This window comes from Streptomyces sp. E-08 (assembly GCF_049913095.1).
GTDB lineage: Bacteria > Actinomycetota > Actinomycetes > Streptomycetales > Streptomycetaceae > Streptomyces.
Genome location: NZ_CP183971.1, coordinates 7,653,093 through 7,666,286 on the forward strand (window position 1 = coordinate 7,653,093; position 13,194 = coordinate 7,666,286).

A 13,194-nucleotide genomic window follows, 5' to 3' on the forward strand; every position below is an offset into this window, starting at 1 on the left:
CGCCCACGCTAGGGCGCCGGAGCGGGCCTCCGCCTCCCGCCGGAGGAGGAGAAGGGAGTGCGCCCCCGGGATACCCGGATCGTCCCCCGGCACGTCGCGGCGGATCGTGCGCCGTCGACATGCTTCTCGGACCGTGACCGGCCGTCTCCCGGAGGAGCCCACCGATGCGACACCCCCGACGCAGAACGCTGATGAAACTGGCGGCCGCCACCGTCCTCGCCACGACGGGCACCGCCTGCTCCCCGTCCGGCCGGCCGGCGGGGGGTGCCGGGAGCGCCCCGCCTCCCCCCGGCGGAACGCCCGTGGCGGTCTCCCTGCCCCCGCCGACCGGGCCGTGGCCGGTCGGCACGGTCGACCTCCACCTCGTCGACCGGACGCGCCCCGACCCGCTCGTGCCCTCGAAACCCTTCCGGGAGCTGATGATCGGCGTCTGGTACCCGGCGGACCGGCGAGGGACGTCTCCGGTCGCCCCCTGGCTGCTCCCGGGGGCGGCCGCCGACTGGGACGCGCACTCCGCACCCGGCATGACCGTCCCCGCCGGAGCGGTGGACTGGCGGGGGATCCGCACGCACGCGCGGACGGGCGCACCGGCCGCGCGCTCGGCCGGACGGCTGCCGGTCGTCCTGTTCTCCTCGGGCGACGGCGGCACCCGCGCACTCGGCACCACTGTGGTGGAGGAGCTGGCGAGCCGGGGTTACGTCGTCGTCACGCTCGACTCCCCGTACGAGGCGGACCAGGTCGAGTTCCCCGGTGGCCGCGTCGAACGCGCCGTCCCGCTGCCCGACGACCTCACCCCCGAGGTGATCGCGGAGCTCCTGGAGAAGCACGCACGCGCGCGCGTCGCCGACGCCCGGTTCGTCCTCCGGCGGATCGAGGCCCTGGCCGCCGGCCGCAACCCCGACGCCGGGGGACGACCGCTCCCGGCAGGACTCCCCGAGGTGCTGGACACCTCCCGGACCGGCATGTTCGGCCAGTCCCTGGGCGGCTCCGTCGCCGCCCAGCTCGCGCACGACGACCCACGCGTCCGCGCGGCGGCCAACCTGGACGGCGAGCTGGTCGGCCCGGTCGCCCACACCGGTGTCACAGGGCCGTACCTCCTTATGGTCTCCGACGGGAAGCCCCCGGCCGCGGAGCCGGGCGGGAGCACGCCGCGGCCCGGCTCGCCCGGCCCGCGGATCACGCTGCTCCTGCGGGACGCGCGCCACGGCTCGTACACCGACCTCCAGGTCGTCCTCCCGCAGGTCACCGCACACCTTCCGGTGCCCGCGGCCCCCGAGCTGATCGGCACCGTCGACCCGCGCCGCTCCCTCGCGGCCCAACGCGCCGCCCTCACCGCCTTCTTCGACCTCCACCTCAAGCACCGCCCGACGACCCTGTTCGAGGACCCGGGAGCCCGCTTTCCCGAGCTGCGGATCGTGAACCGGGCGGACGGGGGCCGGTCGTCGCGGACGCCCTCCGCTCCGGCCTGACCCGGGGTAACCTCGCGGCGCGGATCTCCCGGGGGGCGCCGAGCGCATCCGGCGGCCGTACGCCCGGCGCCCCGGCCCTCCTCACAGGAAGACACGCCATGACGAACCCGCAGTTCGGCGACTACCAGAACGAGATCTACCTAAATGGCCTCGGCGGGGTGACGCCCGCCCTGCCGATGACCTTTGCGGAACTGGAGGCGAAGGCCCGGGGCGCGCTCCCGCCGTCGGTCCTCTCCTACGTGGCCGGCGGCGCCGGGGACGAGTTCACCCAGGACGCCAACGTCCGGGCCTTCGAGCGGTGGGGCCTGTACCCGCGGATGATGGTCGGCGCGACCCGCCGGGACATGACGGTGGACCTCTTCGGCCACACCCTGCCCTCGCCGCTCTTCATGGCGCCCGTCGGCGTGATAGGGCTCTGCGCCCAGGACGGCCACGGCGATCTGGCCACCGCCCGGGCCGCCGCCCGCACCGGCGTGCCGATGGTGGCCTCCACGCTGACCGTCGACCCGCTGGAGCAGGTCGCCGCGGAGTTCGGCGACACCCCCGGCTTCTTCCAGCTCTACACCCCCACCGACCGCGACCTGGCCGCCAGCCTGGTCCACCGCGCGGAGACGGCCGGGTACAAGGCCGTCGTCGTCACCCTCGACACCTGGGTCACCGGCTGGCGCCCACGCGACCTGGCCGCGAGCAACTTCCCGCAGCTGCGCGGCCACTGCCTCGCCAACTACCTCACCGACCCGGTCTTCCGGGCCCGTCTCGCGAAGTCGCCCGAGGAGGACCCGGGCGCGGCGGTACTGGAGTGGGTCGGGGTCTTCGGCAACCCGCTGACCTGGGACGACCTCCCCTGGCTGCGCTCACTCACGGACCTGCCGATCATCCTCAAGGGCCTCTGCCACCCCGAGGACGTCCGCCGTGCCAGGGACGGAGGGGTCGACGGGATCTACTGCTCCAACCACGGCGGCCGCCAGGCCAACGGCGGCCTGCCCGCCCTGGACGCGCTGCCCGCCGTGGTCGAGGCGGCCGACGGTCTGCCGGTCCTCTTCGACTCCGGCGTCCGCAGCGGCGCGGACGTGGTCAAGGCCCTCGCCCTCGGTGCGACCGCCGTCGGCGTCGGCCGCCCCTATGTCTACGGGCTCGCGCTCGGCGGCACGGACGGCGTCGTCCACGTCCTGCGCTCGCTGCTCGCCGAGGCCGACCTGATCATGGCCGTGGACGGCTACCCGGCCCTGTCGGACCTCACCCGCGAGGCCCTCGTACGCCTCTGAGCGCGCGCCCACCGCCCGGCGCCACCGGGAGAGGCGCCGGGCCCCGGGCACGGAGATTTTGCCCTCCCGTGGTTGCCGCTCCGACAGCCCCGTCGGATCTTGGTCACCATGCCCTCGGGCAGCTGGTTCTGCTGGTCACGGGGGGTGCACAGGGCCCTCCGCCCTGAGCGGGGAATGTTCATGCACCTCGAGTTCCGGCACCTCCGTGTCCTGCTCACCGTCGCCGAGGCCGGCAGCATCCGCAAGGCCGCCGCACGCCTCCAGCTCTCGCAGCCCGCCACGAGCGCGCAGTTGAAGCGGATCGAGCACGAGCTGGGCGGCCCGCTGTTCGTCCGCAGCGCCGAGGGCGTGAAGCCGAACGCGAACGGGCAGTACGTGCTGCGCTGCGCCCGCGACCTCGTGGTGGGCTTCGACCGGCTGCGCGAGCACGCGCGATCGGCGGCCGAGGCGGACCAGGGGACCGTGGCACCCCTGCGGGCGGGGGGCACGGCCGGGCCCCTGGTGTCGCTCCTCATCTCGGCCCTCTTCGAGCTCGTCCCGGAGAGCCGGCTCACCATCGACGCCCGCCGCTCCGTGCACACCCTGGTGAAAGCCCTGAGTCAGTCGAAATGCGACATAGCGGTGTTCGGCGAGTTCCCGGGATTCCCCCTGCCGGTCGGCGAGTCGGTGGTGACGCGCACGCTGCTGCGTGAGCCGGTCTTCGTCCTGCTCGCCGAGGACCATCCGCTGGCACGCCGGGAGCGGGTCCGCCTGAGTGATCTGAGCGGGGAGGAGTGGGTCATGCCGGAGGCGGACGAGAGCGGTGTGCACGCGTACCTCCATCTCACGTGCCAGGCGGCGGGATTCACCCCGCGCGTCGCGCACGTGACGCCGGACCTCTCCGTGGCGCAGATCCTGGTCGCCGGCCGGCGTGCCGTCTGCGGGGTGTGGCCGAGCGCCGACGTCCCCGCCCAGGGCACCGTGCAGCGACCCCTGGTGGACGTCCCCTTCCACCGGCGGCTCCAACTCGCCTGGAACCCGGAGTCGGTGCCGCCGGAGCTCGCCGACGCGGTGGGCGAGCGGCTGTCGGAGGCGTACCTGTCGCTGGTGCGCGAGCGGCCGCAGTACCTGGCCTGGTGGGAGGACGGCGGGGCGGAGTTCGCCCTCGGCTCGGACCGCTGAAACCCAGGGCTGCCCACCCCCTATAGCTCCGCTGTTGTATCCCACATGGGATCACGTCAGGAACATGTCACCTGGTGAACACTTCGCGTCAACGTCCCAGGACGTCGTCACCCCCCACGACGAGCGAAGGAACACCCCGTCATGTCCCGTCCTCTCCTTGCCCTCTCCACGATGGTCGCCGCGGCCGTCGTCACCACGGGCGCGATGGCCGTGCCGGCCTGGTCGCAGCCCGACGCGGCCCAGCGGGGAACCTCCGCGCACGACACCGCGATATCCCGGGCCGAGGCGAACGTGAACCGTCACGCCGACACCTTCGGTTTCGGCGCGGGCCAGAAGCTCCACGTCAAGGACGTCGTGCTCGACGCCGACGGCACCCAGCACGTCCGCTTCGAGCGGACCTACCGCGGCCTCCCCGTCGTCGGCGGCGACTTCGTCGTCCACCAGAAGGCCGACGGCTCCCTCAAGGGCTCCACCCACGCCAGGGCGCACAAGGTGGCCGTCGCCTCCGTCACCCCCGGGGTCGACGCCAAGGGCACCGCCGCCGGCGCCCTGAAGCGCTCCGAGGGCCTGGTCGACGACGCCCGGTCCACCCCCGAGCTGATCGTGTGGGCCGCCGACGGCACCCCGCGCCTCGCCTGGCGCACCACGGTGCAGGGCCTGGGCGACAAGGGCCAGCCGCACGGCGAGGTCTTCGTCACCGACGCCACCACCGGTGCCTCGATCGAGAGCTACGACACCGAGCGCGAGGCCACCGCCACCGGCCACTCCGAGTACACCGGGGACATCACCCTCGACACGACCCAGCAGGCCAACGGCACCTTCGCCCTGATCGACCCGGTCCGCGGCCACGTCACCAAGGACGCGCACAACGTCTCGTCCTCGTCCCTGAACGCGTCCTCGGGCACGCTGTTCACCGACGCCGACAACATCTGGGGCGACGGCAGGAAGTTCTCCACCGACCGCGCCACCGCCGCCGTCGACGCGCACGCCAACACCGCGAAGACGTACGACTACTACAAGTCCACCTTCGGCCGCAACGGCATCAAGAACGACGGCCGCGGCGCCACCGTGTTCGTCCACGTCGGCACCAACTGGGACAACGCCCAGTGGTCGGACGCCTGCTTCTGCATGATGACCGGTGACGGCGACGGCAGCGTCGACCCCGAGCAGGTCGACCTCGACACCATGGGCCACGAGATGACCCACGGCGTCACCTCGGCCACCGCCAACCTCCGCTACAGCGGCGAGTCCGGCGGCCTCAACGAGGCCACCAGCGACATCTTCGGCACCATGGTCGAGTGGTACGCGAACAACGCGATCGACACGCCCGACTACCTCTTCAGCGACCAGTCCACCCCGCCGTGGCTGCGCCGCATGGACAAGCCGTCCCTGGACGGCCGTTCGGCCGACTACTGGTCGAAGAGCGTCGGCCGGCTCGACGTGCACAACTCCTCGGGCGTCGGCAACCACTGGTTCTATCTCGCCAGCGAGGGCAGCGGCACTAAGACCATCAACGGCGTCACCTACAACAGCCCCACGTACAACGGCTCCGCCGTCACCGGCATCGGCAACCAGAAGGCCTCGGCCATCTGGTACCGGGCGCTGACCGTCTACATGACCTCCACCACCGACTACAAGGGCGCCCGCACCGCGACCCTGAGCGCGGCGAAGGACCTGTACGGCGCCACCAGCACCGAGTACGCCACCGTCGCGAAGGCCTGGACCGCGGTCAACGTCGCCTGACGCTTCCGAGGGGGATCCCCGTCGGCCGCCTCCCCGGAGGAGGCGGCCGACGGGCGGGAGACCGGCCCGGCGTCAGACGACCGACAGGACGATCTTGCCGGTCGTCCGGCCCCGCTCGCCGAGTTCGTGGGCCTTCGCCGCCTCGGACAGCGGCAGGACGGTGTCGACGACCGGGCGCAGCGCGCCGCTCTCCACCAGGGCGGCGATCTCGCGCAGACCGAGGTGGTCGGGCTCGACCAGGACCCAGGCGGCCCGCACGCCGTCGGGGGCGGCCGGGACGTCGTCCGGGCGAGGCAGCGTGATGAGCCGGCCCCCGGTCCGCAGCACCTTCAGGGAACGCTCGGCCGTCTCGCCGCCGAGCGCGTCGAGGACGACGTCGACGTCGGAGACGGCGTCCTCGAACGGGGCCTCGCGGTAGTCGACCACCTCGTCCGCGCCCAGCTCCCGCAGGAACGCGTGCTTGGCGGCGCTGGCCGTGCCGATGACGTACGCGCCGCGCGCCTTGGCGATCTGGACGGCGAAGTGACCCACGCCGCCGGCCGCCGCGTGCACGAGGACCCGCTCGCCGGGCCGCACGTCCGCCGCGTCGACCAGGGCCTGCCAGGCGGTCAGCGCGGCGAGCGGCAGCGCCGCGGCCTCCACGTGGGTGAGGGACGCCGGCTTCGGCGCCAGGTGACGGGCCGGCGCCACGACGTACTCGGCGTAGCCGCCCGCCTGCCGGGGGAACAGCGGCATCCCGAAGACCTCGTCGCCGGGCCGGAGGCTCCCGACGCCTGGCCCCACCGCCTCGACCGTGCCGGACACGTCCCAGCCGACGATCGCCGGCGCGCCCCAGGTGATCAGGGCACCGCTCGCACGGGTGTGCCAGTCCACCGGGTTCACTCCGGCGGCGTGGACCCGCACGAGGACTTCGTTCAGGCCCGGCTCCGGGCGCTCCACCTCGCGCTCGACGAGCTTCTCAGGACCGCCCCACTGCTCCACGACCACCGCACGCATGCTCCGCCTTCTTCCTTCTCGTCGGGCGTCCGCCGGAACCTCTCCGGCGGCGACTCGTTCACCCTCCCGTCTCGCGGCCCTCCGCGGTGTTGGCCCTCGGGCCACTATGTGCCAGGATTTGGCCATGGACGAGACGACCCCGAACACGGCTCCGGTCCGCGCCCACCGCGTCGCGGTCCTGGCGCTGCCCGGCGTGCCGCCCTTCGAGCTCGGCATCCCCTCGCGGGTCTTCGGCAGCGTCCAGGACGAGGAGGGCCGCCCCCTGTACGAGGTCACCGTCTGCACCGCCGACGGCGCGCCCGTCCCGAGCGACGCCGGGTTCGTCGTGCAGCCCGCGGCGGGCCCCGAGGCGCTCGTCGCCGCCGACACCGTCGTCGTCCCGCCGACGCACGCCATGCCGGAGCTGGGGCACGGCGGCCCGCTGCCGCCCGAGGTCGCCGAAGCCATCGCCGGGATCCGGCCCGGCACCCGTCTGGTGTCCATCTGCACCGGGTCGTACGTGCTCGCCGCCGCCGGTCTGCTCGACGGGCGCCCCGCCACCACCCACTGGAACCTGGCCCCGGAGTTCCGCAGGGCGTACCCCCGGGTCAAGCTCGACGAGGAGGTGCTCTTCGTCGACGACGGCGACGTGCTCACCTCGGCCGGGGTGGCCGCCGGGGTCGACCTGTGCCTGCACATGATCCGCCGCGACCACGGTGCCGCGGCGGCCAACCGGGCCGCCCGCATGTGCGTCGTACCGCCGTGGCGGGACGGCGGGCAGGCCCAGTTCATCGACCGGCCCGTGCCCGAGCCGACCCTCGCCAGCACGACCGGGACGCGCGCCTGGGCCCTCGAACACCTCGGGGAGCCGCTCACCCTCGCCCGGCTCGCCGAGCACGCCCGGATGAGCCTGCGCTCCTTCACCCGGCGGTTCCGGGACGAGGTCGGGATGACGCCCGTGCAGTGGCTCACGGCGCAGCGCCTGGAACTGGCCAAACAGCTCCTGGAGACCACCGACCTCCCCATCGACCTCGTGGCGCACCGGGCGGGTATCGGCTCGGGGAACTCCCTGCGCGCGCACATGCGCACGGCCTTCGGCGTCTCGCCCGCCGCCTACCGCCGGGCGTTCGGCGCCTCCGACCCCCTCGTCGGGGCGTCGGAGACCCCCTAGGGGGTGTCTTGCCGATCAGGCCGGGCTCGCGGCCTGATCGACAAGACACCCCCTAATCATCCCGCCCAGCGCCCCGAGAAGAACGTCACGGCGAGGACGACGGAGAGCGGGACCGACAGGCAGAGCCAGGCGGCCGAGCGCCGGGGCCCGCGCGAGGTCCACGCGGCGAGGCCGATCCAGAGCGGCCACCACAGGAGGGTGGCGCGGGGGACGGACATGTACCAGTACGAGGTGCCGAGGGCCCAGAGGCTGAGCGCGACGTACACCGCCTCGGGCCAGCGGCGTGCGCGGGCAAGGAGGGCCACCGTGACCAGGCCGACGGCCATGGCGACGAGCTCGGCCTGCCACATCAGGGCGTACGGCGTGGTGTAGCCGTGGCCGAAGGCGGCCTCCCAGGTGGTGCCCCAGGCCTCCCAGGGGGCGTGGAACTCGCGGTACCAGCCGCGCTCCTGGGCGTGCTTCCAGGCCATCGGGTCCCCGGTGTGCCCGTACAGGTAGCAGGAGTAGAGGAGTGGCGGCAGCGCGGGCAGCGCCAGCCACGGCAGTCTCCGCAGCTCGCCCCGCCGGTGTGCCGTGAGGGCGAAGTGGACGACCAGCGCGGCGACGAGGAACAGCCCGCTGACGCGCACGGTGGTGGCACCGGCCGCCAGGAGCGCGGCGAGCCGCCAGTCGTGGCGCCGTGCCGCGAGCCAGGCCGGCAGGGCGAAGGCGAGGAAGAGGGACTCGGTGTAGCCGACGGCGAGGAACACGGCGCACGGCGAGACCAGCAGGAGGAGGACGGCCCGCCGGCCGTCTGCCGCCCGGGGCTGATGGAGCCGGGCGATGCGGCCCAGGGCGAGGACGGCGACGGCCCCGGCGACGAGGGAGACGAGGAGTCCGGCCGCCGCCCAGTCGCGGACGACGAGGTGAAGGGCCCTCAGGAGGAGCGGGAAGCCGGGGAAGAAGGCTTCCCTGTTGTCCCACTCCTCGGGCCGGGCCGAGGGGTCGTCGGGGAAGTAGCCGTCGCGGGCGATGTGCAGGTAGTGGTTCCAGTCCCACTGCCCGACGACCGCCGCGAACGGCTGCGGCCGGTGGGTCTCGGGGTCGCGCGGGAAGAGCCACGCGGTGCAGTACGCGGCGAGGAGGACGGCGACGCGTGTGAACAGGTAGAGGGTGAGGACGTCACGGTCGCCGGCGTCGAGACGGAGACGGCTCCGCCGCGCCGACGGCGCGATGGTTCGTATGCCGGGGATGTCTCGATCCATCAGGGTCATGGCGGGCGTCCGCTTCTCTCGGAGGGCACGGCGGGGCGCGGGACGGCCCGGCGTCGCGCGGCGGTCCCTGGAGGCTCGGGAGGGGAAGGAAGGGGCGGGGCCTAGCCGGCGCCGCCGGGCGGTGTGGTGGTCGCGGACGTGCTCGTGGGCGTCCCGAGCGGGGGAGACGCGGTGGCGCTCCCGGGCGGGGCGGTGGTGGCCCCCGGCGGGAGGGGGGCGTCCGTGCCCGTGCTCGTACGGGCCGGGGTCGGGCCGCCCACCGACGGGGTGGTCGCGGGCAGGACCGGCCCGGAGGAGCCGGGCAGGAGGGTGGCGAGCGCGGCGCCCCCGCCGCCCACGACCAGGCACGCGGCCGCGGCCAGCACCGCGAGACGGCGCCGGTGGGCGCGCCGCCCGCGGGCGCTGATCTCGGCGGCCGGGGCGTAGGAAACACGGGCCCGGCCCGCGGCGGCGGCCTCTTCGAAGAGCGACTTCAGCGGGTCGTGGGACTCATTCACCGGGGGCCTCCTCGCTGGACGAACGGTCGGTACGGGGGCGCGCGTCCGGCCGCTCCCCGCTGTGGGGGCGCCCGCCCCGGGGCTCCCCGGCGTGCGGGTGCGCGCCCCGTGGGTCCTCCAACCGGTGGGCGAGCGCCGCCCGGCCGCGGGACAGGTGGGTCTTGACGGTGCCGGTCGACAGACCGGTCTCGGCTGCGACCTGGTCGACGCTCAGGTCGCACAGGTAGTGCAGCGCGAGGGTGCGCCGCTGCTGCGGCGGCAGGCCGCGCAGCGCCTCGACCAGCACGAGGTGGTCCGGTCCCGGGCCCTCGACCGTGGGCGGCGGCGCCCCTCGCCGCCACGCCTCGGTCGAACGCCGGCGGAACCGCCGGCGGCTCACCGCGAGCCGCCACGCGACCGTGCGGATCCACGCCTCGGGCCGGCCGTCCCGGTCGAGCTGCCGCCGCCGGTCCCAGCCCTTGACGAAGGCCTCCTGCACCACGTCCTGCGCCTCGTGCAGGTCGCCGAGCATCACGTACAACTGGCCCGTGAGCCGCGCCACCGCATGGGCGTAGAACTCTTCGAACTCCTCGACGGTCAACGAACACTCCCGGATCTCCGACTACACCCCGCATACGCCTGTCGTGGGCCCGCCGGTTGACACGGAACCCCGGGAACAAGAGTGATCGTGATCACGGAACCGGATCCGCGGGACACGCGTCCGGGGGCCGCCCGGCCCGTGGCCGGCGGGCAACAGGACACGCCACGGCACCTGAGGTATGCCTTTCCCATGGGGTCCCGCCGCAGAGTCTTCGTCCCGCGCCTCTCCCGGCGCGGCGGCCGGCTGCTGCTCGCCGTGCCCTTCGCGCTGATCGCGCTGGTCACCGTGGTGGACGTGCTGGTGCCCCCCGACGTGCACCTGGGGCCGTTCCTGATCGCCGCGCCCGCCGTGACGGCGTCCTTCGCGGGGCCGCGCATGACGGCCTTCGTGGGGGCGGTCGCCGTGCTCGCCCAGTCGGTGGTGGCCGTCGCGCGGACGACGTTCACGGACCTCAACCACACCTACCAGATCGTCGCGCTGGTCCTGATCTCGGTCATCGCGACCTTCTTCGCCCATCTGCGCGAGCGGGACGAGGGCAGGGTGACGCGGCTGCGGTCGATCGCGCACGCGGCCCAGAGCGTCGTGCTGCGTCCCCTGCCCCACCGGGCGGGCCCGCTGCACATCGCCTCGGTCTATCTCGCGGCCGATGAGGAGATGCAGATGGGCGGGGACCTGTACGCGGCGGCCCGCACGGCGTCCGGGACCCGGCTGCTGATCGGCGACGCCCGGGGCAAGGGGCTCGACGCCATCAGCGAGGCGTCGCTCGTCCTGGGCGCCTTCCGGGTCACGGCCCGGCGCGAGCAGGAGCTGCCGGAACTGGTCGGGCACCTGGAGGCGGGGGTGGGCTCGGAGGAGGACGCCGGGGAGTCGAGCGGTGCGGGGTCCGGCGGGGGCGGGGCTGCCGCCGACACGGACGAGGCCTTCGTCACCGCACTCGTCCTGGACATCCCCGATCGCGAACCGGTGGTGCGGCTCGTGAACCGGGGGCATCCGCCGCCGCTGCTCATCCGGGGCGGGAAGGTGATCCCGCTCGACACGGCCGAGGCGGGCCCTCCGCTGGGTCTCGCGGACATCGTCTCTCCCGAGGTGACGGTCGAGACCTTTCCCTTCGGTGTCGGAGACGTCCTGCTGCTCTACACGGACGGAGTGGTCGAGGCGCGCGACCGGACGCGCGCCTTCTATCCGCTGACGGAGCGGCTCACGGCCTGGGCCGGGGAGGACCCGCCGACCCTCCTCGGGCGGCTGCGCGCCGATCTGCAGGAGTACGCGGGCGGCCATCTCGGCGACGACGCGGCACTCGTCGCGATCGAGAGGCTGCCCACGGAGGCGTAGTTCCGCAGCCGGTGACGGTCCGCCGACGGCCTGCATGGATTGCACGGGTGGCATGTTGTGCCATCTGTCTTCGGTGGGGCGGTATCCGGCCATGCCGCGTTCACGCGAGGTTCGCCCCGGCCGCCCAGTCTCACGGCCATGAACAAGGCAACCCTCTCCGCGACCGCCGTCGTCTCCGCCCTCACCCTCGGCCTTCCCCTGGCGCCCACCGCCACCGCGAGCACCTCCGGGCAGGGCCTGTCGCGGGCCCGTGAACAGCACCGTTCCGGCCACTCCATTCCGTTCACCGAGGCCACCGTCACCGCCGGCTCCGACGGTTCGTACACCCTCGACTGGAAGGCGGAGGGCGTACGGCGCGTCGAGATCCGCGCGAACGGCAGGGTCGTCGCGCGGGGCGGTGCCACCGGCCGCGCCGTGGTCACCGGCCTGCCCGCCGCCGACCGCCAGTGGTTCCGCTTCGAGGCCGACCGCGGCCAGGGCCTGCGGCTCGCCGACCGTCTCGTCAGGCTCTCCGGAACCGTCAACCTCCGCGACGCGGGCGGCTACCGCACCGAGGACGGCCGGTGGGTCAGGATGGGCGAGGTCTACCGCTCGGACGCCCTCGACCGCCTGACCCCCGAGGACCAGGAGAGGCTCCGCCGCCTGGGCGTGCGGACCGTCTTCGACCTGCGCATGGCGGACGAGCGCGCCAAGGGCCCCGACCGGGTCCCCGCCGGCGCCGACTACGTCGTCGCGGACGTCTTCGCGGGCTCCGGCGCCTTCCAGCAGCTCCCCGGGACCCCCGCCGAGGCCGAGCGGATGATGGTCGACGCGGAGAAGTCCATGGTCAGCGGCGAGGGTGGCAGGAAGGCGTACAGCAAGGTGTTCGACGGCATCGCCGAGGACGACGCGCGCTCCGTGCTCTTCCACTGCACCGCCGGCAAGGACCGCACCGGCTGGGCCGCCGCCGCCCTGCTGACCGCCCTCGGCGTGCCGCGCGAGACCGTCATGGCCGACTACCTCGCCAGCAACACCTATCGCAAGGCCGCCGACGACGCCGTGCTCGGCCACCTTCCGCCCGCGCAGGCCGCCGTCTATAAGCCGCTGCTCGACGTCCGACCCGAGTACCTCAACTCCGGCTACGACGAGGTCGGGACGGCGTACGGCTCGTTCGACCGCTACCTGAAGGACGCCCTCGGCATCGACCACCGCGAGCTGAAGCACCTCAGGGAGGACCTCCTCGTCGGCTGAACTCCCTTACCGACGCTGCCGTTTGACGCAAGCTTTAACATCACTCGCCGTGTGGACTCCTGTTCACGCGGTGATCAGTCGGCGGGAACGTTTCCCCATGTGGGAAGCCTCCCCGGCAATGGAATGGTCAAGTCCCCCTGAGTGCCGGGTAAACGCCGCCGGTGAACGACGCCTCTTCGCTGCTGCAATGCCTTGACACGGTGTGCGCCGTATGGCTGGCTGGGGACCAGTCATGCGGCGGGACCGCCCGAGAGGCCGGGTCCCGGGGCGTGGCGTTCTGCCCGGCGTCTGAGGCGCCGGGTCAACGGGGAGTGCCGCTCGCGCGGCACGTACGGGGGATACCTATGTTCACGCGCACCTGGCCCGGTTCGGCGCCCTCCGCTCGACGCCGCATGTAGCGGCCGTCCCGGGCCCTCGCGGCTCGCCGAGGCGGCCGCGCCGCCACTGTCTCCACAGGCTGCAAGCACTCAGTGCGCACCCCTGCTCGTCCGCCCTGCCCCATGCGCCCCGCGCGCCCG

At 73.8% G+C, this 13,194-nt stretch carries 11 protein-coding genes; 7 read left to right on the forward strand and 4 right to left on the reverse strand.

What is annotated here, in order from left to right; translation table 11 throughout:
• Positions 1–164 precede the first annotated feature (164 nt).
• The 4 genes from ACN9MM_RS35150 (at position 165) to ACN9MM_RS35165 (ending at position 5,638) form a co-directional block, all read left to right on the forward strand.
• Positions 165–1,469: an alpha/beta hydrolase family protein gene (locus ACN9MM_RS35150; protein ID WP_426367802.1), complete on the forward strand. Its 1,305-nt coding sequence runs from the start codon at positions 165–167 to the stop codon at positions 1,467–1,469.
• 98 nt (positions 1,470–1,567) lie between these two features.
• Positions 1,568–2,734 carry an alpha-hydroxy-acid oxidizing protein gene (locus ACN9MM_RS35155; protein ID WP_426367803.1) on the forward strand — a complete coding sequence of 389 codons (1,167 nt, stop codon included), beginning with the start codon at positions 1,568–1,570 and terminating at the stop codon, positions 2,732–2,734.
• A gap of 180 nt (positions 2,735–2,914) precedes the next feature.
• Positions 2,915–3,895 (forward strand): LysR family transcriptional regulator, encoded by a 981-nt coding sequence (locus ACN9MM_RS35160; RefSeq protein ID WP_426367804.1) that lies wholly within the window; start codon positions 2,915–2,917, stop codon positions 3,893–3,895.
• Between the two features lie 141 nt (positions 3,896–4,036).
• Entirely contained in the window at positions 4,037–5,638 is a 1,602-nt protein-coding gene (locus tag ACN9MM_RS35165) for a M4 family metallopeptidase (RefSeq protein ID WP_426367805.1), read from the forward strand.
• A 72-nt stretch (positions 5,639–5,710) separates the two neighbouring features.
• Here ACN9MM_RS35165 and ACN9MM_RS35170 read toward each other — a convergent pair whose 3' ends face one another.
• Positions 5,711–6,634, reverse strand: coding sequence for an NADP-dependent oxidoreductase (locus tag ACN9MM_RS35170; protein WP_426367806.1), 924 nt, complete (start codon positions 6,632–6,634; stop codon positions 5,711–5,713).
• A 124-nt stretch (positions 6,635–6,758) separates the two neighbouring features.
• Between ACN9MM_RS35170 and ACN9MM_RS35175 the strand changes: the two genes are divergently transcribed.
• Positions 6,759–7,784 (forward strand): GlxA family transcriptional regulator, encoded by a 1,026-nt coding sequence (locus ACN9MM_RS35175; RefSeq protein ID WP_426367807.1) that lies wholly within the window; start codon positions 6,759–6,761, stop codon positions 7,782–7,784.
• A gap of 56 nt (positions 7,785–7,840) precedes the next feature.
• Here the strand turns inward: ACN9MM_RS35175 and ACN9MM_RS35180 are convergent, their stop codons facing one another.
• The 3 genes from ACN9MM_RS35180 to ACN9MM_RS35190 form a co-directional block, all read right to left on the reverse strand.
• Positions 7,841–9,028, reverse strand: coding sequence for a mannosyltransferase family protein (locus ACN9MM_RS35180; RefSeq protein ID WP_426367808.1), 1,188 nt, complete (start codon positions 9,026–9,028; stop codon positions 7,841–7,843).
• 110 nt (positions 9,029–9,138) lie between these two features.
• A complete protein-coding gene (locus tag ACN9MM_RS35185; protein WP_426367809.1) occupies positions 9,139–9,534 on the reverse strand; it encodes a hypothetical protein in 396 nt (131 codons plus the stop codon).
• Positions 9,527–10,114, reverse strand: coding sequence for a SigE family RNA polymerase sigma factor (locus tag ACN9MM_RS35190; RefSeq protein ID WP_426367810.1), 588 nt, complete (start codon positions 10,112–10,114; stop codon positions 9,527–9,529). The genes ACN9MM_RS35185 and ACN9MM_RS35190 overlap by 8 nt, the downstream gene beginning before the upstream one ends.
• A gap of 189 nt (positions 10,115–10,303) precedes the next feature.
• Here ACN9MM_RS35190 and ACN9MM_RS35195 point away from each other — a divergent pair, with 189 nt between their 5' ends.
• On the forward strand, positions 10,304–11,446 hold the full coding sequence (locus tag ACN9MM_RS35195; protein ID WP_426367811.1) for a PP2C family protein-serine/threonine phosphatase: 1,143 nt from the start codon (positions 10,304–10,306) through the stop codon (positions 11,444–11,446).
• A 138-nt stretch (positions 11,447–11,584) separates the two neighbouring features.
• Entirely contained in the window at positions 11,585–12,676 is a 1,092-nt protein-coding gene (locus ACN9MM_RS35200; protein WP_426367812.1) for a tyrosine-protein phosphatase, read from the forward strand.
• Positions 12,677–13,194: the final 518 nt, after the last annotated feature.